This window comes from Serratia sp. GW822-FHT06E05 (assembly GCF_058799445.1).
Genome location: NZ_JBXALM010000007.1, coordinates 234,017 through 257,919 on the forward strand (window position 1 = coordinate 234,017; position 23,903 = coordinate 257,919).

The window sequence follows — 23,903 nt, forward strand, 5'->3', positions numbered from 1 at the left end:
CCTAATGCGATAGGCGATTTCGATGCCGAGCATGATAACCGCTTTAGCGCCTCAGACAAAATTTGCCGGCCCCGCCGCGCAGCAGAAAAGTCTATAATTATAGGATAGATACTGGGCGTTCTTCCCGTTACCCCAAGGAGTCTGGATGAAAATAACTGTTCTTGGTTGCGGCGCGCTCGGACAGCTGTGGCTCTCCCGGCTTTATCAGCAAGGCCATGACGTACAGGGATGGTTACGAGTACCGCAACCCTTTTGCGCAGTGAACGTCATTGAGCCTGAAGGCCTCTCGTTCAACCGTAATTTGCCCACCAACGATCCTGAACATCTGGCCCAAAGCGAACTGTTGCTGGTCACGCTAAAAGCCTGGCAAGTCTCTGGGGCGGTTAGCGCCCTGCTGCCGAAGCTGCACCCGCGTTGCGCCATCCTGCTGCTGCATAACGGCATGGGCACGCAGGACGAGCTGCCGCCGAACAACCAGCCGATACTGCAGGGTACCACCACCCATGCGGCACGCCATGACGGCAGCACTATTATCCATGTTGCCGGCGGCACCACCCATATCGGCCCGACATCTCCGGCGGCGACTTCGCTCAGCCACCTGGCGGAAGTGCTGCATCAGGCACTGCCTGACGTCGCCTGGCATAACAACATTGCCTCGGCGAACTGGCGCAAACTTGCGGTCAACTGTGTGATTAATCCGTTAACGGCCCTGTATAACTGCCGCAATGGCGATTTGCAGCGCTATCCGGAGCAAATTGAGGCCATCTGCCGTGAAGTCGCCGGCGTGATGGCGATGGAGGGTTACCATACCTCCTGCGAAGGCTTACAGCAGTATGTGATGGAGGTGATCCAGAGCACTGCGGACAACGTCTCTTCGATGCTGCAAGATATCCGCACTCAGCGGCATACCGAGATCGACTACATTACCGGCTATCTGCTGCGTCGCGCACGCAGCCACGGCGTGACTCTGCCGGAGAACGCGCGACTGTTTGAATTGATTAAGCGAAAGGAAAATGAATATGAGCGTATCGGCGCTGGTCTGCCTGGCACCTGGTAGCGAAGAAATCGAAGCCGTCACCACGATAGATCTGTTGGTTCGGGCGGGCATCAAAGTCACTACAGCCAGCGTAGCCGGCGATGGCGACCTGACCATTGTCTGCTCACGCGGCGTCAAGCTGCTGGCAGATGCGGCGCTGGTGTCTATTGTCGATGATCCCTTCGACGCGATAGTGCTGCCCGGCGGCCTGAAAGGTGCCGAGTGTTTCCGCGACAGCCCGCTGCTGGTGGAGAAAGTGCGTCAGATGCATCTGCAGGGCAATATCGTCGCCGCCATTTGTGCAGCACCCGCGCTGGTGCTGCAACATCACGATCTGTTCCCCGTCGGCAATATGACCGGCTTCCCAGGGCTGAAAGAACAGATTCCGGCCGATAAATGGATGGAACGACGTGTGGTATACGATGCGCGTGTTAACCTGCTCACCAGCCAGGGGCCGGGAACTTCGATGGAGTTTGCGCTGAAGCTGATTGATTTGCTGCTGGGGAAAGCCAAAGCGGCGGAGATCGCCGCTCAGCTGGTCTTGATTCCGGGGATGTACGATTTCCGCGATAACTAGGGATCTCACCGTTAAAGGGGGAGAGTCATGCCACACCACGCCGCTGACTATCCCCTAAGAGACATGCTACAGCAACGAGCTTGCTATAAATTAGAAGTTCATCTGAACTGAAAATCCCAGGACAGTCTGATCTGCAGGTAATGCCATTGGTTTAATTAATGGCGCGCCTGCAAAGATATCAACATAGGCATTCCACTTACTCGCCCGTAGGCCAATGACGCCACCGGCCAGAGCACCGCCAAAATCATCATTTTTTTTCATAATATATCCATAATCAATCCCGGCATAAGGCTGGATATAACGGCTGTCCAAGGCTATTGTATTACGCCAATATCCGCCACTGCTCCCCAGCAGCTTGTAATCACCACTAAATCCCCTAACGGTCGTTCTATCACCGATACTCGACTTATCCTGAATAGGCAACGCGTAATTAGACGTTTGTAACGATAACTCACCTAGGTATCTCAATGAAAAATCAGACCAGGAAAAGGGGGACAGCAAACTGGCATTGGCTCTAATGATATGACTGAATGGACGCGCGGCATCAGCTTCCCTGCGGGCATTAAACCATGACATGCTTTTAGTATAATCCAGAGACAAGTTTATTTTAGCACGTTCAAAATAATGAAGATGATTAACACTTAGCTTCAGACTGGACAGGCGGCTTCGTTGCAGATTAATTTCAGTATCGTTCAAATAATAGTAATATTTGCGCTGTAACAATTGACTACTCAGGGTGGTTTTCTGGCTTCTTCCCCGCCATAAAGTACGGCTTATCTGTCCCCCCCAATATTCAGAAGCCCCCAGGTAGCGATAACTTATGCCATTGCCCATTATCTGTTGATGGTAGCGGCTATTCCCCGTAAACAGATTCAGTGACCAAAAACCATAAGGTATCGAATAATTAAGCGAGCGATAATTATTCCCCCGGTTCACAGAGGCCGGAAAATTACGTGTTATTGATCCATAGAACACATCGTTAAGCGAGGTCACATTATCAAGAAACAAGGCCAGCCCGCCCTGATACCTGCCCGTGGCTCTAGAACCGGAGTCATCCGCCCAGGTGGTCAACCGCCAATATTTGCTCTGCTTGCGAAAAACCTCTATGTCACTTTGACCAGGCTCTTCTCCCGGCACAATGCGGATAGTTGAAACCGCATTCGGCATCAGATTCATATTCTCCAGACCCTGCTCGATATTGCGCAGGTTCAGTACTTCATTATGTCGTAACGGAAACGTAAAATCTGGATGAAAGTAGTGACTGCTATTAGCGGTGAGTTTAATTTCCCCAACTCTTCCATAGGCAATAATCACCGTTAATGCACCGGTTGCCTGATGGTAGTTTGATATTATTACACGGGTAGTGATGAGCCCTTGTTCAATAATATAATTCTGCATGGCCCTTTGCAGATTGCTTACCCCGACAACCCCCAGGCAGCGGCCATTAGCTGACTGAGATAAATGCCTGATGAAACTACCAGGATCTTCTTGACTGATTAACACCACCTTTTTCACTTTCCAGCAGGATTTCTCCTGAGGAAAGAAAACCCCATCGCTGAGCTCTTCAGTCTGCGGCGTCAGAATAGCCTGCTGAGTAGGCGATAATTTCTTTAACGTATTACTTATCGTGTGTTCCTGGCTGATCGCCTGCTGCTCCAATGAAACACTAATAGAGGAGGAAAAGCTGTTCACAGGAAAGGTAAAAACGACAAGTAAGGCTATATGATATATTTTCATTTTAAGACACACAGAAAAGAAAAACACCCCACCGTTCAGTGGGGAGAATATTAATGACCACAGTGTCTTATGGTTTATTTTATCTTCTTGCCGTTATTCGTAACAAACCCACTCTGGGCCGTCATTGAACCATTATTAACAAAGTAATAACCTTTATGGCTAATATTACCAGCGGCTTCAACCTTTCCTGTGTTAGCAAATGTCGTATCTGTGAAGCTGACGGATGACTGCCTGGAGGTGATGGTACCTTTATTCAGCACAGAGCTGCCATTAACAGATAATAGACCTTTAGACTCAATAACACCTCCGTTATCGTTTTTAAAGGCGCTGGTAGTCATCTTCAGAGCCCCCTCTGTCGATTTTATCGCTCCCTGGTTAACCAGCTGGCTGCTACTGATCAGCATTGGGCCTTTAGAATTAATAACCCCATTAGGTTTATTTTCTAAAGTCGATGCCCCTATTCTTAACCCCGCCTCAGATTCTATATTACCTGAATTTTTAAAACTCCCCGAGCTAATCGATAAGGAGCTATTAGTTTTTAATGCCCCACTGTTAACCAGGGCAGAACTGCTCATATTTAGTGGACCGGAAGAGGAAATAGTCCCACTGTTGGTTAATTCCTCGGAGAGGAGCGTCACGCCACGCTCATTGGTCTGAATGATGCCCCGATTATTAATACCTTTGGCAGGATTAACGCCAATCCCTTGCTCGTTGGCAATTAGCGTAATGCGCCCCGCATACATTCCCCCCAACTCCGAGACATCGATTGACACGTCAGGCTTAACCGACGAGTCCGTAGCAGGTGAAGCCCCAGTCAATTTAATCGTTTTACCTTTGCTGCCAGAGATAATCTGAACACCGCTAATGCTCTGATTAGCCTGTTTCTCGCTGGGTAACTTTTGGATACTTGCCATATTGGCACTAATATCGTTTTTACCGGCAACAACCAACAGCGTCTTGGCATTAAGCGCCGCATTGATTTTTTCGGTCCGGGCCAACACTGCCGTATAATCGACATCGCCTTTTTGTAACCCTTTCCCGTCAAAGCTCACTTCACCCTGTGTCACCTGATAACCGCTGAAAGTCCCGTTTTTAAACTGCAGTTCCCCGGTTGTCAACACGCCATCATTAGCGTTGATAAATCCGCAGCCGTTACAGGTGATACCTGATTTGTTAGCGATGACGACGTTAGCTCGCTGGCCCGCGACCTCCACCATGCCATTCAAGATGCTTTTGTTTGATGAATTAACCTCATTCAAAATCATGCTGGCAGCACCGTTGGCAAGATTGCTATTACCAGCCAAGGCGCCAGCCAAGCCAGAAGTGCTCCCCCCAACGCTGTTGTTCAGTACAACCCCTCTCTGATCAACATCAAACTGTGAGTACTGATTGTGGGATACTCCATCGGTGCCTGCTGCCTTGATATTCACTACAGGGACATTATTGATGTTACTCACGCTGGCACTTCCTTGCTGCGGAGTAATATCCGCAAATGCAGCACTGCTTTGACACAGGATTGCCAGCGAAGACAATACAAAAGACATTGTTTTCATTTTCACAAAATTATTTCCTTAAATAGGTTCACTTACATTAGTATTTATCGAGAATACTCATGGCTTATCCGCGATAAATTCTTTCCTTGTAATCCACCGTTGATTTAAGACGTCATTGATGAATACATAAATAATTCCGCATGGTGGAATCAAAACCATTCACCCTTTGAATTAATCAACCAGTAAACAACATAAAATGTGAAGAATTCATTTTAAATGACGCATATGAAAATAACGAAAAAACATCTTTACCTCGTGACCAAACATTGTCAATAAAAACCTACTCCAGCCGTCAACTCACAATAGGTTAATCACATCAATATCATAAAAAAATTAATAACCTTGCATTACAAATTAAAAAATAAAATGAAAACAAATGAAACATTGATATAAAAAATATCATTATAAACATTAACTGAAAACATAATAAAATAACTCAACCAGTCCATATGGATTATCTAAAAAACATAGAATAAAATTAAATAATCTTATTTAAATTTGATGGTAAATCTCATAACACGCGCCCCTTAACAACTATAAAGGGTAGTATTTTTCTTTTAGGGGAATACTTTGATTCAGAAAGGAGGGATAGCGCGATCATCCAATTACGAGACGTTTTAGAGCGTGCAGGAGATATTTAAAAATACAAAAGCGTATACCTATGTAATTCACTTTAGGATATAGCGGTTCCCCACTGACTTGCTCGGCGCAAGTCAGTGGGGAGGTTAATCAACGCGGCAGTTTAAGACCCAGGCATCAGCCGATGGATGAAAAACTACGGACGGTAGACCTTGACGTTGTTGTAGCCCTGCTCCAGCAAATACAGCGCCTGCAAGCGGCTCATTACGCCACGCTCACAGTACAGCAGGTAGGTTTTGCTCTGGTCCAAATCGCCAAACTGGGTGCTGAGTTTGTAGAACGGCAGCGGTTTCACCTCAACCTGATCCAGCTTCAGCGGCTTGTCTTCCTGCTCGTCATTAGAACGAATATCCAGAATCACCTCGTCAGCGCCAAACGCCGCCACGGTTTCCACTTCGGTAACCTGTTCCTGCGTCTGCTCGGCGATGGTGCGAATGTCCACGTTCTTGGCTTCGCTGACCACGCGATCGAGAATGCTGAAGTCAAAGTGAGCTTCTTCTTCTTCGATTTTGGCTTTGACCGCCTTCACCGTCGGGCTTTTCGAGATCACGCCGCAGTATTCCGGCATAGTCTTGGCGAAGTCTTCGGTGCCAATCTCACGCGCCACTTTGATGATGTGCTCTTTGTCGTGGGAGATCAGCGGACGCAGAATCAGCGTATCGGATGCGTTGTCGATCAAACGCAGGTTAGTCAATGTTTGGCTGGAAACCTGTCCCAGCGCCTCACCGGTCACCAGAGCCTGCACGCCATAACGCTCCGCTATCTGTGAAGCGGCGCGCACCATCATGCGCTTAAGCACCACGCCCATTTGACCGTCTTCGACCTTCTCGAGGATCTCGCCGACCACAGGTTCAAAATCGATGGCGATAAAGCGCACCTTGTGCGAACTGGCAAAACGGTTCCACAGGTAGTGAGCCACCTGCCGCACGCCAATTTCATGCGCGGCGCCGCCCAGATTGAAGAAGCAATAATGCACGCGGCAACCACGGCGCATCAGCATATAGCTGGAAACGCCCGAGTCGAAACCACCGGAAATCAGCGACAGCACGTCTTCCTGAGTGCCCACCGGGTAACCGCCAATGCCTTCACGACGGGCTTTGACCAGCATCAGCTTGTCGTCTTCGATTTCCAGGTTAACCGTCACCTGCGGGTGCGACAGTTTAACGCGCGCGCTCTCAATGTGCTGGTTCAGACCGCCACCAACGTAACGCTCAACGTCTTGCGAATTGAAGTCCTGCTTGCCGCGGCGCTTTACGCGCACGCAGAAAGTTTTCCCCTGCAGTTGCTCGCGGTAGGCTTCCAGCGTCTGCTCGAAAATATGGTGGATATCGGTATATTCGCGGTCTTCCACTTCCAGAATGTGATGAATGCCGGGAATGCGCGTTAACGCGTCGGCAATTACCGGCCGCTGGTTTTCATCTTTGGCGCGAACTTCGATATGATCCCAGTGACGGACGACCGCCAGTGTTTCATCATACTGCTTCAGGACGTTACGGATACTGGTCGAGAGGATCTTGATAAAGCGCAAGCGCACAGATTGGCTCTTGATGGTGATTTCCGGGAACAATTTAATGATAAACTTCATGGCGGTCTTTATTGTCAGAATTACGAGGGAAAAGGATTTACAATGTATATGCGATTGATAAAACCCACGGGGTTGCCGAATGTTTTATCAATCGCATTTGCGGCGCAGAGTATATCACTATCTGGTGAGTCTCGGTGCACAAAACCACACATGCGCGCCATGATTTGCCAATCAAGATCCGCTAGGATAGGCTCTGGCGCCACTGTTCACATGATGATGTAAAAAGAAAATTATGCCGAAAAAACCTGCACAATCAGACAGTACAGAGCAAAACGTCAGCTTTGAGAGCTCCCTAAGCGAGCTGGAAAACATCGTGACGCGTCTGGAATCGGGTGAGTTACCGCTGGAAGACGCGCTGAATGAATTCGAACGCGGCGTGCAGTTGGCGCGTCAGGGCCAGCAGAAGCTGCAGCAGGCGGAGCAACGCGTACAAATTTTGCTTAACGACAGCGCCGATGATGCTGCGCTGACGCCTTTCACACCGGATGCCGAGTAATCACCATGTCCGAAACTGTCCAACAGACCGCTTTTTCTGACCAGTTGCAGGCCTTGCGCCAGCGGGCCGACCGTACGCTGCTGGATTTTATCGCACCGTTGCCATTCAACGATGGCAATATGGTGGCGGCAATGCGTCACGGTGCACTGCTGGGCGGGAAACGCCTGCGTCCGTTTCTGGTGTACACTACCGGGCAGATGTTTGGCGTATCACTGAATAATTTGGATGCTCCCGCAGCTGCGGTAGAATGCATTCACGCCTACTCGCTGATCCATGACGACTTGCCGGCCATGGACGACGACGATCTGCGTCGCGGTCAGCCAACCTGCCACATCAAATTTGGCGAGGCCAATGCCATTCTGGCCGGAGATGCGCTTCAAACGCTGGCATTCACCATTCTGGCCGATGCCGACATGCCCGACGTGGCGCTGCGCGATCGGTTGGCGATGGTTTCCGAGCTGGCCACCGCCAGCGGCGTTGCCGGCATGTGCGGTGGGCAATCGCTGGATCTGGAAGCCGAAGATAAGCAGATAGGTCTGGAAGCGTTGGAACAGATCCATCGCCACAAAACCGGCGCGTTAATTCGCGCAGCAGTTCGCCTTGGGGCTCTGGCCGCCGGTGAACCCGGCCGTAAAGCGCTACCGCAGCTTGACCGATACGCCGCCGCGATAGGCCTGGCTTTTCAGGTGCAGGATGATATTTTGGACGTGGTCGGCGAAACCGAAAAAATCGGTAAACGCCAGGGGGCGGACCAGCAACACGGAAAGAGCACCTATCCAGCTTTGCTCGGGCTTGACAGCGCGAAAGCAAAAGCGTGGGATCTCTATCAGGAAGCTTTAGCTGCATTAGACACTTTGGCAGCACAATCTTATAACACAGCGCCATTGCGAGCGTTAGCCAGCTTCATTATTGAACGCGACAATTAACGTGTGACGTTAACTCCTCTGATATGAGTATCGAATGAGTCTTGATATAGCCAAATACCCGACCCTGGCGCTAGCGGAAAATCCCGATGAACTCCGTTCGCTGCCGAAAGAGAGCCTGCCGAAACTGTGTGACGAACTTCGGCAATACCTGCTGGACAGCGTCAGCCGTTCCAGCGGCCACTTTGCCTCCGGGCTGGGAACCGTCGAACTGACGGTGGCGTTGCACTATGTGTACCACACCCCCTTCGATCATCTGGTGTGGGACGTGGGTCATCAGGCTTACCCGCATAAAATTTTGACCGGTCGCCGCGACAAGATCTCCACCATTCGCCAGAAAAATGGCCTGCACCCTTTCCCATGGCGTGCGGAAAGTGAGTATGACGTGTTGTCGGTTGGTCACTCCTCGACTTCGATCAGCGCCGGTCTCGGCATGGCGGTAGCTGCGGCTCGCGAAGGCAAAAACCGCCGTACGGTTTGCGTTATCGGCGATGGCGCCATCACCGCCGGTATGGCATTTGAAGCCATGAACCACGCCGGTGATATCGATCCGGATATGCTGGTGGTGCTTAACGACAATGAAATGTCGATTTCGGAAAACGTCGGTGCGCTGAACAATCATCTGGCGCAGCTGCTGTCCGGCAAGCTTTACTCCACCCTGCGTGAGGGCGGTAAAAAAGTGCTGTCCGGCCTGCCGCCAATCAAAGAGCTGGTCAAGCGTACCGAAGAACACCTGAAAGGTATGGTCGTGCCGGGCACGCTGTTCGAAGAGCTGGGCTTTAACTACATTGGCCCGGTCGACGGCCATGACGTTCAGGGACTAGTCGCTACCTTGAAGAACATGCGTGACCTGAAAGGCCCACAACTGCTGCATATCATGACCAAAAAGGGCCGTGGGTACGCACCGGCAGAAAAAGACCCGATCAGCTTCCACGCGGTACCCAAATTCGATCCTGCCAGCGGTACCCTGCCGAAAAGTGCCGGCGGCCTGCCGACCTATTCAAAAATCTTTGGCGATTGGCTGTGCGAAACCGCCGCCAAAGACAGCTCACTGATGGCGATTACCCCGGCAATGCGTGAAGGCTCGGGCATGGTCCAATTCTCCCGCGACTATCCGCAGCAATATTTTGACGTAGCGATCGCCGAACAGCACGCGGTGACCTTCGCTGCCGGGTTGGCAATTGGCGGCTACAAGCCGGTGGTGGCGATTTACTCCACCTTCCTGCAGCGCGCTTACGATCAACTGATCCACGACGTCGCGATTCAAAATTTGCCGGTGATGTTTGCCATCGATCGCGGCGGTATTGTCGGCGCTGACGGCCAGACTCACCAGGGTGCATTCGATCTGTCATTCATGCGCTGTATCCCGACTATGGTGATCATGACGCCAAGTGATGAGAACGAATGCCGCCAAATGCTCTACACCGGTTATCACTATAACGAAGGCCCAAGCGCCGTACGTTACCCTCGCGGTACGGGTACCGGCGCGCCGCTGGAGCCCCTTAGCGCGCTGCCGATCGGCAAAGGCGTTGTCCGCCGTGAAGGTGAAAAACTGGCGATCCTGAACTTCGGCACCTTGCTGCCGGAAGCTGCGCAGGTGGCGGAAGCGCTCAATGCCACGCTGGTGGATATGCGCTTCGTAAAACCGCTGGACGAACAGCTGGTGCTGGAGCTGGCAGCCAGCCATGACGTGCTGGTCACGCTGGAAGAAAACGCCATTATGGGCGGTGCCGGTAGCGGTGTTAACGAGTTGCTGATGGCCAAGCGTCGCGCTATCCCGGTACTGAATATCGGCCTGCCGGACAGCTTTATCTCACAAGGCAGCCAGGAAGAGGTGCGTGTCGATCTGGGTCTGGATGCCGCAGGGATACAGCAGAAGATTGAGGTCTGGCTGGCGCAATAATTTTCGCGCCTGATTTGACCGACGCCTCCGCATTGCGGGGGCGTTTTCATTTGCCTCGCCCGAAAACCCGCTACAGTTAAAGTTCTGTGCTGATACCGGGAGGAAAGCATGAAGTATCTGAAACTGGGCAATACCGACCTGAACGTTTCCCGCATCTGCCTCGGCTGCATGACCTACGGTGAACCCGACCGTGGCAACCATGCCTGGACGCTACCGGAAGAAAGCAGTCGCCCGCTGCTGAAACAGGCGCTGGATGCCGGCATCAACTTCTTCGATACCGCCAACAGTTACTCAGATGGCAGCAGCGAAGAGATCGTCGGCCGGGCGCTGCGCGATTACGCTCGCCGTGACGAAGTAGTGCTCGCCACCAAAGTCTATTTCCCGATGAGCAATCTCGAGTCTGGGCTATCGCGCGCTAAAATCATGCAGTCCATCGACGATAGCTTGCAGCGACTGGGCACCGACTACGTTGATCTGTTGCAGATCCACCGTTGGGACTATGAAACGCCGCTGGAAGAGACGCTGGAAGCGCTGCATGAGGTGGTGAAAGCCGGCAAGGCGCGTTATATCGGCGCGTCTTCGATGTACGCCTGGCAGTTCGCCAAGGCACTTTATACCGCCGATCTGCACGGCTGGACGCGTTTTGTCAGCATGCAGGATCAGTACAACCTGATCCAGCGGGAAGAAGAGCGAGAGATGCTGCCGCTGTGCGCCGCCGAGGGCATCGCGGTGCTGCCCTGGAGCCCGCTGGCACGTGGGCGCCTGACCCGCCCATGGGGTGAAACCACCGCGCGACTGGTGTCCGATCAGGTCGGCAAAAACTTGTACGATGAAACCGAAGGCATTGACGCCATCATCGCCGAACGCGTGGCAAGCATTGCGCAAGAACGCGGCGTATCTCGGGCGCAAATCGCTCTGGCATGGCTATTGAGCAAGCCGGTCGTCAGTGCGCCAATCATCGGCGCGTCACGTCACGAACATCTGGAAGACGCCGTCGCTGCCGTCGATCTTGAATTAACGCAGGAAGAGATAGCCGAGCTGGAAACGGCTTATGTGCCGCATCATGTGACAGGATTTGAATAGTACAGTGAGTATCAAGGGCGCAGCATGATGAACTGCGCCCTTGTCATCAGAACAGCCCGGCAGGCCAGTGATGACCAATCAGGTAGATGATACCGGCGGAAATCACCCCGGCGACGATGTCGTCGATCATAATCCCCATGCCACCGTGCACGTTGCGATCGAACCAACGGATCGGCCACGGCTTCCACATATCCAGAATGCGGAAAATCACAAAGCCCGCGGCAACCCACTGCCAGTCGTTGACCGGCAGCGCCATCAGCGTGATCCACATCCCGACAAATTCGTCCCAGACGATGCTGCCGTGATCATGGACCTTCATATCTTTGGCCGTCTGGTGGCACAAATAAACGCCGATGCAGATGCTGAACATCACCAGCAGCGAATAGAGTTGCCACGGCAGTTGGATCAACAATAACCAGAACGGGATCGCCGCCAGCGACCCCATGGTGCCCGGTACCACCGGTGACAAACCGCTGCCGAAGCCGGTTGCCAACAGGTGCCACGGATTGCTCATCCGCAAGCGACGTGTTGCTTCATCCATGTTACGCCTGCCCTTCGCTGAAATGATCGAAACCGTGCCATGGCAGCTCAACCGCTTCATCGTTGCGATAGAACTTGATGCCTTCCGAAAGCGGGCCAATCTGACCAATGCAGGTGTAATCCGCGCCCAAATGGCTCAACGCCACTTCCAACGCGCCGCGATTGATCTCCGGTACGGTGAAGCACAGCTCGTAATCCTCTCCGCCGGTCAACGCCCAGCGTAACGCCTGTTCAGCATCGGTGTGGCTGCTTAGCGCCTGCGACAGCGGCAGCTCATCCAAATTGATGCGCGCACCGCACTCGGAGGCTTTTAATATGTGCTTCAGATCGGAAATCAGACCGTCCGAAATATCAATCGCCGAGCTGGCCAGATCGCGCAGCGCCTGCCCTTGCAGCACCCGCGGCTGGGGTCGCAGATGGCGCCCAATCAGGTAATCACGAGCGTCAGCGTCCGCCACCTGCAGGCGATCCTGCAAAACAGCCAACCCGGCGGCACTGTCACCCAGCGTACCGGTGGTGTAGATCCAATCGCCAATACGTGCGCCGCCACGGGTCAACGCCCGGCCGGCCGGGATCAGACCGTGGATCGTCAGCGTCATGCTCAATGGGCCACGCGTGGTATCGCCGCCAATCAACTGCATGCCGTAATAATTAAGTTGTTCGAACAGACTGTCGCTGAACGCCTTCAACCAGGGCTCATTCACTTCCGGCAGGGTTAATGCCAGTGAAAGCCAGGCTGGATCCGCGCCCATAGCCGCCAGATCGCTCAGGTTAACTGCCAACGCTTTGTAGCCGAGATCGGCCGGATCGATGTCCGGCAGGAAGTGAACGCCCGAAACCAGGGTATCGGTACTGACGGCCAAAAGCTGTTTTTCTGCCACTGTCAGGAGTGCGCAGTCATCTCCAATGCCCAACTGTACGTCCCGGCGCAGACTCTTAAACCGGTCAAAATAGCGGGCAATGAGGTCAAATTCGCCACATGCCATGGTCGATGTTCCAATAGAAGAAATTAAGGCCGGGGATACCGGCCTTAATTTTTTATTTTTTCTTGCGGATGCTTGGTGCTGCTTTATCCAGCACGCCATTCACAAACTTGTGGCTGTCTTCAGCGCCGAAGGTTTTCGCCAGCTCGATCGCTTCATTGATAGCCACCTTGTACGGCACGTCCTCACGCATTTTCAGCTCAAACAGCGCAATGCGCAGAACGGCTCTTTCCACCTGGCCCAGCTCTTCGAGCTGACGCGACAGGTAAGGTGCCATCAGGCCATCCAGCAGACCTGCATTCACCGCCACGCCGGACAGCAGCTCCCGAAAATAGGCGATGTCCACATCTTTGACATCTTGCTCCGTCAGGAACTGGTGTTCAACATCGGCAATGTCATTTTTAGACAACTGCCAAGAGTAAAGCGCTTGAACAGCGCACTCACGAGCGCGGCGACGAGCAGCAGGTTTCACGGAATTCCCCTTAACTAAATTCAGGCTTTAATAGCTTTGATAACATTAATCATTTCAAGTGCGGTCAGAGCAGCTTCAGCACCCTTGTTGCCCGCTTTGGTGCCGGCACGTTCGATAGCCTGTTCGATGCTCTCGGTTGTCAGCACGCCAAAGGCAACCGGGATTTCAGTGTTCAAAGAAACACTGCCCAGGCCGGAGCTGGCTTCGCCCGCGACATATTCGAAGTGCGCGGTGCCCCCACGGATAACGGTGCCCAGTGCAATAACCGCATCGTATTTGCCGGTGTTAGCCAGCACGCGTGCAGTCAGCGGCAGCTCGTAAGCGCCCGGGACCCAGACAACGGTGATGTTGTCGTCAGCAACCTGGCCAATGCGCTTGAGTGCATCGATAGCACCTTGCAGCAGGCTGTCGTTGATGAAATTGTTAAAACGTGCAATTGCGATCGCCACACGGGCATTTGGAGTAGCAACAACACCTTCGATAACTTTCATGGGCTTTCCTTAAAAATGGGTTCAATACCCCGCAGGGGGGCGGATTCTATCACATTCTTTATCTGCCTGCGCGGGCGGTTTTGTAAAACGCTGACCGCCCCGGCTCGCGGGCATTAAATTCAGTATTTTGCCTTCAACCGCAGCCGCAAATCGGGGCCAATTTGCCGTACTTCGCTGAAAACAAACTCCGGCGCATCGGCCAGACGCTCAAGGCCCGGCAGTTGACACAGACCGCGGCCATTATCGCCCAACAGTTTTGGCGCGATGTACAAAATGAGCTCATCGACCAGCCCCGCCTGCAGCAAGGCACCGGCGAGCTGTGCACCGGCCTCTACCCAGATCGAGTTCACCTGGCGTTTCGCCAGTTGCATCATCATCACCACCAGATCGACTCCGCCGCCGTGCGCCGGAAACGTCAGTTGCTCGACGTCCTGCGGCCAGGTTTGAGCGTCCGCCTGCAGGCGTGCCAACCAGGTTGCACCCGGCTGATTAACCACCCGATGCTGAGGCGTGACGCGATTTTGGCTGTCGAGGATAATGCGCAACGGCTGGCGCAGGTTTTCACGCGGATAAATGCTTTGAGTTTCGGCGTCCAGCTCATCCCAACGAACCGTCAGTGACGGATCATCAGCCAGCACCGTAGCGCTGGTGCTGAGAATCGCGGCGCTTTGCGCCCGCAACCGCTGCACGTCCTGACGCGCCTGCTCAGAGGTGATCCATTGGCTTTCGCCAGAGGCCATTGCCGTGCGCCCATCCAGCGAGGCACCCAGCTTCAGTTGTACATAAGGGAAGCCGGTGCGCATGCGCTTGAGGAAGCCCAGATTCACCGCCTCGGCTTCGGCCAGCATCACACCGTGGCGTACGTCCAGCCCGGCCTGCTGCAGCTTATACAGACCACGACCGGCGACCTGCGGATTAGGATCTTGCATCGCCGCAACCACACGGGTAATACCGGCGGCGACCAATGCATCGGCACAAGGCGGCGTGCGGCCATGGTGGCTACAAGGCTCCAACGTGACGTAAGCCGTGGCACCACGGGCTTTTTCGCCCGCCATGCGCAACGCATGCACTTCCGCATGGGGTTCACCGGCGCGCACATGGTAGCCTTCGCCGACGATTTCGCCATCGCGCACAATCACGCAGCCGACGTTAGGGTTAGGTGCCGTAGTAAAACGCCCCAGCCGCGCCAGTTCGAAGGCGCGCGCCATATACAATTCGTCGTTATGCATCAAAGCTCCCTTAGTCCTGCAGACGGGCGATCTCTTCGCCGAATTCGCGGATATCTTCAAAGCTGCGATAAACCGAGGCAAAGCGAATATAGGCCACTTTATCCAGCTTTTTCAGCGCATCCATCACCAGGTTGCCCACCAGTTTAGTCGGCACTTCACGCTCGCCGGTGGCGCGCAGTTGGGATTTAATGTGGTTAATCGCGTTTTCCACGTCGTCGGAGCTGACCGGGCGCTTTTCCAACGCTTTCAGCATGCCACGACGCAGTTTGTCTTCGTTGAAGGGCTCGCGAACTTCATCGCTTTTTATGACCCGCGGCATCACCAGTTCAGCCACTTCAAAGGTGGTGAAACGTTCATTACAAACCAGACATTGGCGGCGACGGCGCACCTGCGAACCATCACCCACCAGGCGAGAATCAATGACTTTGGTATCAACGGCGGCGCAGAAAGGGCAATGCATAACACGTCCTGATAAACGTTTTCATAGTTAAGAACAGTTTACCCCGAAGTGCGGTCACAACAAAGGCCGCCGGTTATTTGTTGCGAGCCCCTCTTCGAAATAGCGCCCCAAAAGGCGACGAACATGACTTTCCCCACCAGCCGGGCTAAGCTGATATCAGGAGATGTTGAATAGGAAATACCCGCCATGACAACCCGTTACCCCAAAATTTGCCTGCTCAGCGCACTGGTTCTGCTGGCCGGATGCGCACAAACTCGCGAAGTGCCGAAGCTGCGTAACCAGGTGGTTGAACTGAATCAGAAACTCACCATCCTGACCAATCAGGCCACGGCGCTGGAACAGCAAAACCAGCTGAATCAGAACTCCACCAGCGGCGTCTATCTGGTGCCTGCAGCCAATAATGCCGCCCGTCTGCACAGCAATCTCGGCGAACTGAGCGTGTCACTTAGCCACGTAAAAACCGAGGCTAACGGCGCCCAGGCCTTGTTGCACGTTCGCACCTTGTCACAAGCCTCCTTGCCTGCGTTCAAGGCGGTAGTGGAATGGGGCCAGCTAGATGCGGCCACCGGTAAACCGCTGACGGCCGATGCGCTTTCACAACCTATCGCCACCGCGGACTCGCTGCTGCCAAAAACAGAATACAGCTTTGAGCTGCGTTTCAGCGGCCTGACGCCTGAGCAATTAGGCTATGTGCGGCTGCACAGCGTAGAGCCCACTACGGCCGCCGTCCCTCAGCACTAAGCTTTTGAATGCCCACTCCCGGCCTTGACCGAGCGTGGGCCTACTGCTTAGCTCAACCGCTGCAGCCTTGCCGGCAACCCCTGGCGCACCGCCGCGCCGCTGACCCAATCCAGCCAGCTATTGCTGATTTCGCGGGTCGGATCGGGCAAACCGAGGTCGTTGAGATTAATGCCGGCGGCAATGCGTGCATCCGCGGCCAACGGTTGACCATCCAGTGTGTGCGTCCGCGCGCCCATCTCACGATGGCCATAACCATGCTCAATAGCAATTACGCCAGGCATCACACCATCCAGCAGGCTGATCTGGGCTTCGACGCTGCCCCCCGGGGTCTGCAACCTGACCCGATCGCCATGCCGCAGCGCATAGCGTCGCGCATCGGCCGGATTCAGCGCCACCAGATTGACCGGTTTCACCGCACGCAAGCGATCGATCGGTGCCGTAGAGCTGCTCATCAGATGCGATTTGAACGACATCAAACGGAACGGCCATGCCTCTGGCGGATAGTGCTCCCCGACATCAGAGCCGTCGGCAAAACGCGGCGGGTAATAGGTCGGACAGCCGCTATAGCGCTCTCCCGTCATCGCATGGCGGTGGCGGGCCACCTCTTCGTTCCAGATATTCAATCCCTTTTTCCACTGCGGGCCGGTTTCATCGCCACGCCAGGCCTGCTCATAAGGCGCAAAACGCCCACCGCGCGCCAGCAGATAGCCCACACGCAGTCGCTCATCCGCTTTCAACACGCTATTCAGCGCCGGTTGCAGGCGATCGACCCCGGTCAATCGCAGCTCGCTTTCCGTCACCTCGGGCAGCGGTTCACCGGCAAAAGCCACGTTGGCCGCCGCCCGCAGATAATAATCTTCGGCATTGTGCAGCCCGAAGCGGTTACCCTGTGGATCCTGCAATGCGCCGTCGCCAAAGCCCGGTAACCCCAGAGCTTTAGACAGCGCAATGACAAAGCTCTCCAGCGCCACCGGCTGCCCATCGGCCGTTTTCGCCGTACGTGACGGCACCACCGGCCAACGCGCGGTACTCGCCCGCACCATCACACCGGACCAGGGGGCGGTAAAGCCCCAACTCTCGAAGTTATGCGTATCCGGGACGATATAGTCCGCCAGCGCACTGGTTTCGTTAATAAAAGCATCGATCGCAATAAACAGCGGTAGCTGCCGCGGGTCCTTCAGCCGACGCTCAACCACCTCACGCAAACCGGCCACGCCATACAGCGGGTTGCCCATATGGCTGATCCAGGCTTTTAGCGGGTAGGGATATCCCATCAGCGCCGGTGCCAACTGTTCGGTGAACTGACCCGCCACGAACGGGTACCAAGGCCCGCGCGCCGGGTAAGGTTTTTCCCCTTGCTCAAGCTTGCGGCGATATTCGTCGGATTGTTCATACGCCTGCTTGCTGCGTGATAGCACCAATCCTTTCGGTTTCACCATGCCGGGAAACGTCTTGAGGTTATAGCGTGGCCCGTCGGCAAACTCTTTGAATTTGCCGCCGCCCACCGAAACACCGCCCTTAAGGTTCAGGTTGCCGATCAGCGCGTTGAGCATCATCACCGCCCAACTGTTATAAAAGCCGTTGCCGCTCATCATGCCGCCGTGAGCAATCACCGCCGCTTGCCGTTGGTAAGAGGTGAATTCTTTGGCCAGTGCGGCAATGGTCTCGGCACTGACGCCGCAGCGCGCGCTGTATTCAGCCAGCGTAAAGCGCTCAGCCGCCAGTTGCAGACACAGGAAGCTCGAACGCACCCGAACCTGCGAACCGTCGGCCAACTGTAATGGTTGATCTACCCGCAACGGCCCCTGCAGCGCCAGGTTGGCCGCTACCGGCTGACCGCGCTGCTCATCCCATACCAAAGGCGAACTCTCTGACTCTCCTGGCGTGCTGCCGTCCAGATGTGTCTGACGCAAAAACTGTCCGCACAAGGGGTGATCTTCATCGGTGACTACCAGATGCGTGGCATTGGTCCAGCTTTTTTCACCGGCGGCCTGCATTGCCACCTCGCCTGGCAACGCCAGGTAGTCTGCGTTATAACGTTCCTGTTCGATAATCCAGCGGATCATCCCCATGACCAACGCAGAGTCTGTACCGGGCAACACCGGCACCCAACGGTTGTGATCGTTGGCCAGGGTCGTGGTCAACGGCAATGCCGGAGCCACGACCACGTAACGAAACTCGTCGCGCATGCGGGCATTGGCCAGTTGGCGCCCCTGGCGCTTGAACGGGTTGCCGGACTGCGCCGGTGAAGTGCCGAGAAACAGGCCAAAGCGCAAATTATCCCAGTCCGGTTTGACGTGGGCATTGGTTTCCAAATCGCCCATTAAAGCCCCGGAACCGGCACGATAGGCCAATCCACAATAGGCACCATGATGACCGAAGTTACGTGTCCCGAAGGCGTTTTGCGCGAAACGTTTGATGAACGCGTCCCGGCCTTCATCGCCGGCATTGGTGACCAACAGTTGATTGGCCTTGGGGCCCAACGAAGGCTGAGCCGGATCGAGCGGCGTGTCGAGATCGCGGATAGCCCGCAGCCCCTCGATCGGCCCTTCGCCAAACAGATCGCCGCCCTCCACAACTTCCTGAATCAGCTGTTCAAAGCTGATGCGTTGCCACTGCCCGCTGCCGCGCGGCCCTACCCGCTTCATCGGCTCCAGCACGCGGTAAGGGCTGGTTAATCCCTCCAGCAAGGTCGCGCCCCTGGCGCAGGCCGTCGAGCGTTGTTCAAGGCCCTCATCGCCCCCCAGACGGTTGAGCGCGTCCGCCACCGGCAAAGCGTAGGGAAAGTGACGATCGTGAGATAGCGGATGGTAAGGATTACCGGCGATCCGCAAGATCTGGTGGTTCTGGCGATCCACCCTGGCCCGCACCCCGCATAGCGTCCAACAGCCAAAACACTGGGTCATCGATACTGCCTGCTGTGGGTTGGCCTGCCAGCCATCGGGGTGCCGACGCCCTTCGGTCGGCAAGGCGTTGGCGCTGATCCTGTCCAGCGTCAATTTACCGCTGCTGCCGTCGCGCAGCCCGGTAAACACCTTCTGAACCATCTCGCTGTAGCTGGCGCCGAACAGCGTCAACCCGCCCAGGGCCAGGCCGCCTTTTAACCACTGACGCCGCGTTGACTTAGCCATAATGTTTTTTCTCCATCAACTGATGCTGTAATTCACGGATCCCAATAATTAACGCTATCCACAACCCCAAAGTGCCCAGAATCGCCAACAGCCCTTCGCTGCCGAGCGGTAGCACATAGGGATTGGTTAATACGTTGAACTTAGGCAGCGTCTGGGTTTGCATCAGCAGCAGCCAACGCACACCCCAGCAGAGCAACAGCGCGACCATGCACTGGCCCAGCAACCCTTTTGCCCCCAGCGCTTGGCTGCGAACTCGCCAGGCCAGCGCCAACAACAACAAGATCGAGACGACAACGGCGATGCCGGCCAAACGCCAAACCACGCCTTGACTTGCCAAGCGATGCAACGCGGCAGAGGACGTGCTGCCATCCAGCCACCAGCCAAGGCAAGAGAAGCACAGCAACAGCAAACTCACTGCCTGATAGCCAGCCAGACGTGGCTGCCATTGCGGTTCGTACCGCAACCAGCAGGCCAACAGCGGCGGAACGGCCTGCACAGCGGTAAGCAACAGCAACCAGGGCAACCACAGGCTGTACCACAGCGGCTGCGCCCTGAGGACGGATACCTCGCGCCCGGTGTAGAGCAAGATGCTGGCTGCCGAAAGCAAGGTGGCCAGCGCCACCCAACGTAGCCATTTTTCCTCGCGCCAGGCCGGGAATATCTGTAACCAACGCGCCCAGAATGGCAAGGTTTCCGCTCTCAACCGGCTACGCATCAGCAGCGCGAAATAGCCCATCACTAGCAGGGTAAACAGCGGCAAGAACAGCGAGCCGAGCGACATCCACGACCAGGGCGTAAAGTGCGCGTAAAAATGCCAGATACGGGCAGGTTGGTGCAGATCGGCACTCAGAGCCAATGGCGCCACGGTGCCGCTCACGACTGCCAACGAGACGGCGGCCAGTTCCAGCCGGACCGTTTTGTTGGGTTCACGCCAGCGCAGCCAGACGGCAATAACGACGCTGCCGCAGGCCAAACCGATGAAGAAGAAATACTGCACCGCCCAGGGCAGCCAGGCGATCTCCTGCGGACGGGCCATGATTTCGCGGATCATGCGTGCACCTCCTGCCACAACGCCGGTTGCCCCCGGACATGGCTGACGAAAGCCTCATCCAGCCCCAGATAGAAAACCTGCGGATGCGTGCCCTGCTCGGGCTTGAGTACCTTGAGCTGAGGCTGGTGCTGTTCCAAAGTGCGCCTCAACACTCCCTGACGATCGTTAAGATCGCCAATCATCCGTGCGCCTCCGACACAGGATTCGACACAGGCCGGTAGCAGTCCGGCATCCAGCCGATGCACGCAGAACGTGCATTTGTCCGCGGTTTGAGTTTCATGGTTGATAAAGCGCGCCTCATAAGGGCAGGCCTGTACGCAATAGGCACAGCCAACGCAACGGGTGTTATCGACTACCACAATGCCGTCCTGCCGCTGGAAAGTGGCCTGTACCGGGCAAACCGGCACGCAGGGCGGGTTATCGCAGTGATTGCACAGCCGTGGCAACAGCACGTTGGTGGTCGATGCCTGGCCCTCCAGGGTGACCTGATATTGCAGTACACTGGTGCGAAATTGCCCCTGAGGCAGTTGGTTTTCCACCGCGCAACTGACCGTGCATGCCTGACAGCCAATGCAGCGACGCAAATCAATCAGCATCGCCATGCGTTTTTCACCGTTGCCTTCGCGACGGGCCGGCTGTAACTGCCAACCTGACTGCGCCAGCGGCACCAGCGCAGCGCCGGCGGTGAGCGCACCTAGCCGTTGTAAAAACTGACGTTTCCCACTGTCCATTGATTTCTCCCAATAAGTACCTGCCGGGGAACTGATACAAGGGAGTGTAAAAAGGGCAACCGGTCGCCAATATTGTGGTTTACCACATTACCGTCGACGGCTTGATCCAGGACAATTCAGACCGGTGATGGGGATCATAAAAGCGGAGATGATGTGAAAAGAGCAGCGCTACTTCTGTTGCTGGGCAGTTGGTTGAGCTCAGCCTGGGCGGAACAATGGACGATAGCGGTGCTGGCGCTGCGTGGCGATGCCCATGCGCTGGTCCAATGGCAGCCGTTGGTCGATCATCTTAACCGCCAGTTTCCCGCAGACCATTTCCAACTGTCGCCAGTGAGCCTCAGCGGTATGAAAGAGGCCGTCCGCAGCGAGCGCGTCGATTTTCTGCTCACCAACCCGGCTCAATACGTTCAACTGGATAACCGCTATCCACTGCGCTGGCTGGTTTCACTGCGTTCAGCCCAACCCCCTCTGCAGGGCTCAAGCAACGTCGTCGGCAGCGTCATACTGGTGCGCAGCGACAGTCCAATAACCACGCCCCGCCAACTGACCGGAAAGAACGTTGGTGCCGTCGCTACCGATGCTTTTGGCGGCTACCTGCTGGGTTACAAAGAACTGCTTTCCGCGGGGCTGAACCCGGAGAAAGATCTTCAGCTGCACTTCAGCGGTTACCCGGCGGATGCTCTACTGTATCAATTGCGCGATCGGGCATTGGATGCGGTGATTGTGCCGGTTTGCCTGTTGGAAAAAATGCAGGCGGAAGGATTACTGCAGGCCGGTGATTATCGCGCACTGCTGGCGAAGCAAAGCGACCAGCGCTGCCTGACCAGCACCGAACTGTACCCTAACTGGTCCTTTGCCGCCTTAAACCACGTGCCGGACCGGTTGGCAGACGAATTAACTCGCCAGTTGCTGCAGATGAACACCCCCGGTTTGCCGGTTTGGGGAGCCCCGGCGTCATCACGTCAGGTTAATCAGCTGCTGCAGGATCTGAATATCCACCCGACGCAGCGTTCTCTCTGGCAGGAACTGTACCTTTGGGCACAGCAGCATTGGCTGCTGCTCAGTGGAATTTTCGGGGTGATGGTATTGCTCGGCGCCAATCATCTGTGGGTAGGTTATCTGGTACGCCGCCGCGGGCGCCAACTCGAACAAATGCACCAGACGCTACGTGCCAGAGAAACTGCTCTGGCCCGGGCGCAGCGCCTCAGCGCCCTGGGCGAAATGGCCTCCGGTTTTGCCCATGAGCTTAACCAACCGCTGGCGGCGATCCGCCACTATGCGGAAGGGTGTCGTATCCGTCTGGAGCGCAGCGACAACCAACATGAACTGCTGCCAATCCTCGAACAGATTGGCCAGCAGGCGCAGCGTGGTGCGGAGAGTATCGTTAACTTGCGACGCTGGGCCAGCAAAACACCCCATGACGAAAATGCACAATGGCTGTTACTGCGCCCGCTGGTGGAACACGTCATCCAATTGATGCAAATAAAACAACAGCATCCGCAGTGCCGATTAACCATTAACATCCCGTCGCAGAGCCAGCTGTACAGCCAGGCGACGTTATTAGAGCAAGTGCTCACCAATCTGTTGAGCAACAGCCTGCAGGCGGGTGCCCAACAAATCACGCTGCGCCACGAAGCCGACGCACATCAGCACCGGTTGATCGTTGAAGACGATGGCGGCGGGCTCAGCGACGAACAACTGGCACTGCCGTTCGTGCCCTTCCGCAGTACCAAACAGGAAGGTCTCGGGTTAGGGTTGGTGATCTGCCAGCGGCTGTTGAAGGGCCAAGGCGCAGAGCTGACGCTGGAAAATTACTTAGCTTCCCCACAACGACAGGGGCTGCGCGTGATTCTGCACTTCCCTGTCATTCAAAAGGATCCCAGCTATGGCGCTGATACATCTGGTTGATGATGATTTTGCCGTTACCGACGCCTGCCGCTTTTTACTCGAAGGGCTGAATTATCGGGTACAAACCTGGCACGACAGTCAAAAATTCATCGACAGCATCGATCCCTATCAATGCGGCGTCGTCATGCTGGATATCCGGATGCCGGGGATTGATGGGCAACAGGTTCATCAACAGCTGCGGCGGCAAAACAGTACGCTGGCAGTGGTGATCGTCACCGGTCACGGCGATATAGCCATGGCCGTGGAGGAAATGAAGCTGGGAGCCGTCGATTTTCTACAAAAACCGATCGCCGCCGCGCCGCTGATTGAAGCACTGGAGCGCGGCATTATCCATTCGCAACGTCAGGTTGAGCAACGCCAACGGCAACAGCTTTTCGGCGCGCTGACACCGCGCGAACGCGATATTGCCCGTGCGGTAGCCGCAGGAATGACCAACAAACAGATCGCCGAACATCACTTTATCGCGGTACGCACCGTCGAAGTGCATCGGGCCAGAGTGATGGAAAAAATGCAGGCGGGTAGCCTGGCAGAACTGGTGAACACGCTTAACCGACTAACGCTAACCAGTCTGGATTAGCGATTTTCAGGCAAAAAAATGCCGGTCGGGATAAACCGGACCGGCATCGTATTTCAA

21 protein-coding genes are annotated in these 23,903 nt (G+C 55.1%); 9 read left to right on the forward strand and 12 right to left on the reverse strand.

What is annotated here, in order from left to right; translation table 11 throughout:
- Nucleotides 1–145: 145 nt before the first annotated feature.
- Complete coding sequence (panE, locus tag AC1RKC_RS17360) at nt 146–1,057, forward strand: 2-dehydropantoate 2-reductase (RefSeq protein WP_046374353.1); 912 nt, start codon at nt 146–148, stop codon at nt 1,055–1,057.
- Nucleotides 1,020–1,613 carry a protein deglycase YajL gene (gene yajL, locus AC1RKC_RS17365; protein WP_046374354.1) on the forward strand — a complete coding sequence of 198 codons (594 nt, stop codon included), beginning with the start codon at nt 1,020–1,022 and terminating at the stop codon, nt 1,611–1,613. The genes panE and yajL overlap by 38 nt, the downstream gene beginning before the upstream one ends.
- Nucleotides 1,614–1,703: 90 nt before the next feature.
- Here yajL and AC1RKC_RS17370 read toward each other — a convergent pair whose 3' ends face one another.
- The 3 genes from AC1RKC_RS17370 to thiI form a co-directional block, all read right to left on the reverse strand.
- The gene (locus tag AC1RKC_RS17370; RefSeq protein WP_493092526.1) at nt 1,704–3,350 is read right to left on the reverse strand and encodes a ShlB/FhaC/HecB family hemolysin secretion/activation protein; all 1,647 of its coding nucleotides are present in this window, start codon (nt 3,348–3,350) and stop codon (nt 1,704–1,706) included.
- Between the two features lie 74 nt (nt 3,351–3,424).
- Nucleotides 3,425–4,903 carry a filamentous hemagglutinin N-terminal domain-containing protein gene (locus tag AC1RKC_RS17375; protein ID WP_258090344.1) on the reverse strand — a complete coding sequence of 493 codons (1,479 nt, stop codon included), beginning with the start codon at nt 4,901–4,903 and terminating at the stop codon, nt 3,425–3,427.
- Nucleotides 4,904–5,678: 775 nt separating this feature from the next.
- Nucleotides 5,679–7,127 (reverse strand): tRNA uracil 4-sulfurtransferase ThiI, encoded by a 1,449-nt coding sequence (thiI, locus tag AC1RKC_RS17380; protein WP_020825479.1) that lies wholly within the window; start codon nt 7,125–7,127, stop codon nt 5,679–5,681.
- A gap of 232 nt (nt 7,128–7,359) precedes the next feature.
- Here thiI and xseB point away from each other — a divergent pair, with 232 nt between their 5' ends.
- The 4 genes from xseB (at nt 7,360) to AC1RKC_RS17400 (ending at nt 11,532) form a co-directional block, all read left to right on the forward strand.
- Nucleotides 7,360–7,623: an exodeoxyribonuclease VII small subunit gene (xseB, locus tag AC1RKC_RS17385; protein ID WP_020825478.1), complete on the forward strand. Its 264-nt coding sequence runs from the start codon at nt 7,360–7,362 to the stop codon at nt 7,621–7,623.
- Nucleotides 7,624–7,628: 5 nt separating this feature from the next.
- Nucleotides 7,629–8,549 (forward strand): (2E,6E)-farnesyl diphosphate synthase, encoded by a 921-nt coding sequence (gene ispA, locus AC1RKC_RS17390; RefSeq protein ID WP_020825477.1) that lies wholly within the window; start codon nt 7,629–7,631, stop codon nt 8,547–8,549.
- 34 nt (nt 8,550–8,583) lie between these two features.
- Complete coding sequence (dxs, locus tag AC1RKC_RS17395) at nt 8,584–10,449, forward strand: 1-deoxy-D-xylulose-5-phosphate synthase (protein ID WP_404780569.1); 1,866 nt, start codon at nt 8,584–8,586, stop codon at nt 10,447–10,449.
- Nucleotides 10,450–10,557: 108 nt separating this feature from the next.
- Nucleotides 10,558–11,532: an aldo/keto reductase gene (locus AC1RKC_RS17400; protein ID WP_046374358.1), complete on the forward strand. Its 975-nt coding sequence runs from the start codon at nt 10,558–10,560 to the stop codon at nt 11,530–11,532.
- A 46-nt stretch (nt 11,533–11,578) separates the two neighbouring features.
- On the opposite strand, the gene pgpA is transcribed toward AC1RKC_RS17400, so the two are convergent.
- The 6 genes from pgpA to nrdR form a co-directional block, all read right to left on the reverse strand.
- Entirely contained in the window at nt 11,579–12,073 is a 495-nt protein-coding gene (gene pgpA / locus AC1RKC_RS17405; protein WP_041414271.1) for a phosphatidylglycerophosphatase A, read from the reverse strand.
- Between the two features lies 1 nt (nt 12,074).
- Nucleotides 12,075–13,058 carry a thiamine-phosphate kinase gene (gene thiL, locus AC1RKC_RS17410; protein WP_048759611.1) on the reverse strand — a complete coding sequence of 328 codons (984 nt, stop codon included), beginning with the start codon at nt 13,056–13,058 and terminating at the stop codon, nt 12,075–12,077.
- 52 nt (nt 13,059–13,110) lie between these two features.
- Nucleotides 13,111–13,527: a transcription antitermination factor NusB gene (gene nusB / locus AC1RKC_RS17415; protein ID WP_020825472.1), complete on the reverse strand. Its 417-nt coding sequence runs from the start codon at nt 13,525–13,527 to the stop codon at nt 13,111–13,113.
- 20 nt (nt 13,528–13,547) lie between these two features.
- Nucleotides 13,548–14,018, reverse strand: coding sequence for a 6,7-dimethyl-8-ribityllumazine synthase (gene ribH, locus AC1RKC_RS17420; protein WP_012005513.1), 471 nt, complete (start codon nt 14,016–14,018; stop codon nt 13,548–13,550).
- Nucleotides 14,019–14,137: 119 nt separating this feature from the next.
- On the reverse strand, nt 14,138–15,247 hold the full coding sequence (gene ribD, locus AC1RKC_RS17425; RefSeq protein ID WP_129941081.1) for a bifunctional diaminohydroxyphosphoribosylaminopyrimidine deaminase/5-amino-6-(5-phosphoribosylamino)uracil reductase RibD: 1,110 nt from the start codon (nt 15,245–15,247) through the stop codon (nt 14,138–14,140).
- Nucleotides 15,248–15,257: 10 nt separating this feature from the next.
- Nucleotides 15,258–15,707 (reverse strand): transcriptional regulator NrdR, encoded by a 450-nt coding sequence (gene nrdR / locus AC1RKC_RS17430; protein WP_004949256.1) that lies wholly within the window; start codon nt 15,705–15,707, stop codon nt 15,258–15,260.
- 186 nt (nt 15,708–15,893) lie between these two features.
- Between nrdR and AC1RKC_RS17435 the strand changes: the two genes are divergently transcribed.
- Nucleotides 15,894–16,448, forward strand: a complete 555-nt coding sequence (locus tag AC1RKC_RS17435) for a SadB/YajI family lipoprotein (RefSeq protein ID WP_020825470.1) — start codon at nt 15,894–15,896, stop codon at nt 16,446–16,448.
- Nucleotides 16,449–16,495: 47 nt separating this feature from the next.
- On the opposite strand, the gene ttrA is transcribed toward AC1RKC_RS17435, so the two are convergent.
- The 3 genes from ttrA to ttrB are packed head-to-tail and all read right to left on the reverse strand — an operon-like array spanning nt 16,496 to nt 21,361.
- Entirely contained in the window at nt 16,496–19,579 is a 3,084-nt protein-coding gene (gene ttrA, locus AC1RKC_RS17440) for a tetrathionate reductase subunit TtrA (RefSeq protein WP_493092525.1), read from the reverse strand.
- Nucleotides 19,572–20,630: a tetrathionate reductase subunit TtrC gene (gene ttrC, locus AC1RKC_RS17445; protein WP_130016243.1), complete on the reverse strand. Its 1,059-nt coding sequence runs from the start codon at nt 20,628–20,630 to the stop codon at nt 19,572–19,574. The genes ttrA and ttrC overlap by 8 nt, the downstream gene beginning before the upstream one ends.
- The gene (gene ttrB / locus AC1RKC_RS17450; RefSeq protein ID WP_048759620.1) at nt 20,627–21,361 is read right to left on the reverse strand and encodes a tetrathionate reductase subunit TtrB; all 735 of its coding nucleotides are present in this window, start codon (nt 21,359–21,361) and stop codon (nt 20,627–20,629) included. Before ttrB ends, ttrC begins: the two co-directional genes overlap by 4 nt.
- A gap of 153 nt (nt 21,362–21,514) precedes the next feature.
- Here ttrB and ttrS point away from each other — a divergent pair, with 153 nt between their 5' ends.
- Both ttrS and ttrR read left to right on the forward strand, forming a co-directional pair.
- Entirely contained in the window at nt 21,515–23,269 is a 1,755-nt protein-coding gene (gene ttrS, locus AC1RKC_RS17455) for a tetrathionate respiration histidine kinase TtrS (RefSeq protein WP_400824912.1), read from the forward strand.
- Nucleotides 23,247–23,846: a tetrathionate respiration response regulator TtrR gene (gene ttrR, locus AC1RKC_RS17460; RefSeq protein WP_201895678.1), complete on the forward strand. Its 600-nt coding sequence runs from the start codon at nt 23,247–23,249 to the stop codon at nt 23,844–23,846. Before ttrS ends, ttrR begins: the two co-directional genes overlap by 23 nt.
- Nucleotides 23,847–23,903: the final 57 nt, after the last annotated feature.

What these genes read in the sequence shown, in the direction of transcription:
- ribD (WP_129941081.1), bottom strand. Translation starts at nt 15,247, where the DNA reads ATGCATAACGACGAATTGTATATGGCGCGCGCCTTCGAACTGGCGCGG.
- panE (WP_046374353.1), top strand. Translation starts at nt 146, where the DNA reads ATGAAAATAACTGTTCTTGGTTGCGGCGCGCTCGGACAGCTGTGGCTC.
- ttrB (WP_048759620.1), bottom strand. Translation starts at nt 21,361, where the DNA reads ATGGACAGTGGGAAACGTCAGTTTTTACAACGGCTAGGTGCGCTCACC.
- thiI (WP_020825479.1), bottom strand. Translation starts at nt 7,127, where the DNA reads ATGAAGTTTATCATTAAATTGTTCCCGGAAATCACCATCAAGAGCCAA.
- ttrR (WP_201895678.1), top strand. Translation starts at nt 23,247, where the DNA reads ATGGCGCTGATACATCTGGTTGATGATGATTTTGCCGTTACCGACGCC.
- thiL (WP_048759611.1), bottom strand. Translation starts at nt 13,058, where the DNA reads ATGGCATGTGGCGAATTTGACCTCATTGCCCGCTATTTTGACCGGTTT.
- dxs (WP_404780569.1), top strand. Translation starts at nt 8,584, where the DNA reads ATGAGTCTTGATATAGCCAAATACCCGACCCTGGCGCTAGCGGAAAAT.
- pgpA (WP_041414271.1), bottom strand. Translation starts at nt 12,073, where the DNA reads ATGGATGAAGCAACACGTCGCTTGCGGATGAGCAATCCGTGGCACCTG.
- AC1RKC_RS17370 (WP_493092526.1), bottom strand. Translation starts at nt 3,350, where the DNA reads ATGAAAATATATCATATAGCCTTACTTGTCGTTTTTACCTTTCCTGTG.
- yajL (WP_046374354.1), top strand. Translation starts at nt 1,020, where the DNA reads ATGAGCGTATCGGCGCTGGTCTGCCTGGCACCTGGTAGCGAAGAAATC.
- ttrA (WP_493092525.1), bottom strand. Translation starts at nt 19,579, where the DNA reads ATGGCTAAGTCAACGCGGCGTCAGTGGTTAAAAGGCGGCCTGGCCCTG.
- AC1RKC_RS17435 (WP_020825470.1), top strand. Translation starts at nt 15,894, where the DNA reads ATGACAACCCGTTACCCCAAAATTTGCCTGCTCAGCGCACTGGTTCTG.
- ttrC (WP_130016243.1), bottom strand. Translation starts at nt 20,630, where the DNA reads ATGATCCGCGAAATCATGGCCCGTCCGCAGGAGATCGCCTGGCTGCCC.
- AC1RKC_RS17400 (WP_046374358.1), top strand. Translation starts at nt 10,558, where the DNA reads ATGAAGTATCTGAAACTGGGCAATACCGACCTGAACGTTTCCCGCATC.
- nrdR (WP_004949256.1), bottom strand. Translation starts at nt 15,707, where the DNA reads ATGCATTGCCCTTTCTGCGCCGCCGTTGATACCAAAGTCATTGATTCT.
- xseB (WP_020825478.1), top strand. Translation starts at nt 7,360, where the DNA reads ATGCCGAAAAAACCTGCACAATCAGACAGTACAGAGCAAAACGTCAGC.
- ispA (WP_020825477.1), top strand. Translation starts at nt 7,629, where the DNA reads ATGTCCGAAACTGTCCAACAGACCGCTTTTTCTGACCAGTTGCAGGCC.
- AC1RKC_RS17375 (WP_258090344.1), bottom strand. Translation starts at nt 4,903, where the DNA reads ATGAAAACAATGTCTTTTGTATTGTCTTCGCTGGCAATCCTGTGTCAA.
- ribH (WP_012005513.1), bottom strand. Translation starts at nt 14,018, where the DNA reads ATGAAAGTTATCGAAGGTGTTGTTGCTACTCCAAATGCCCGTGTGGCG.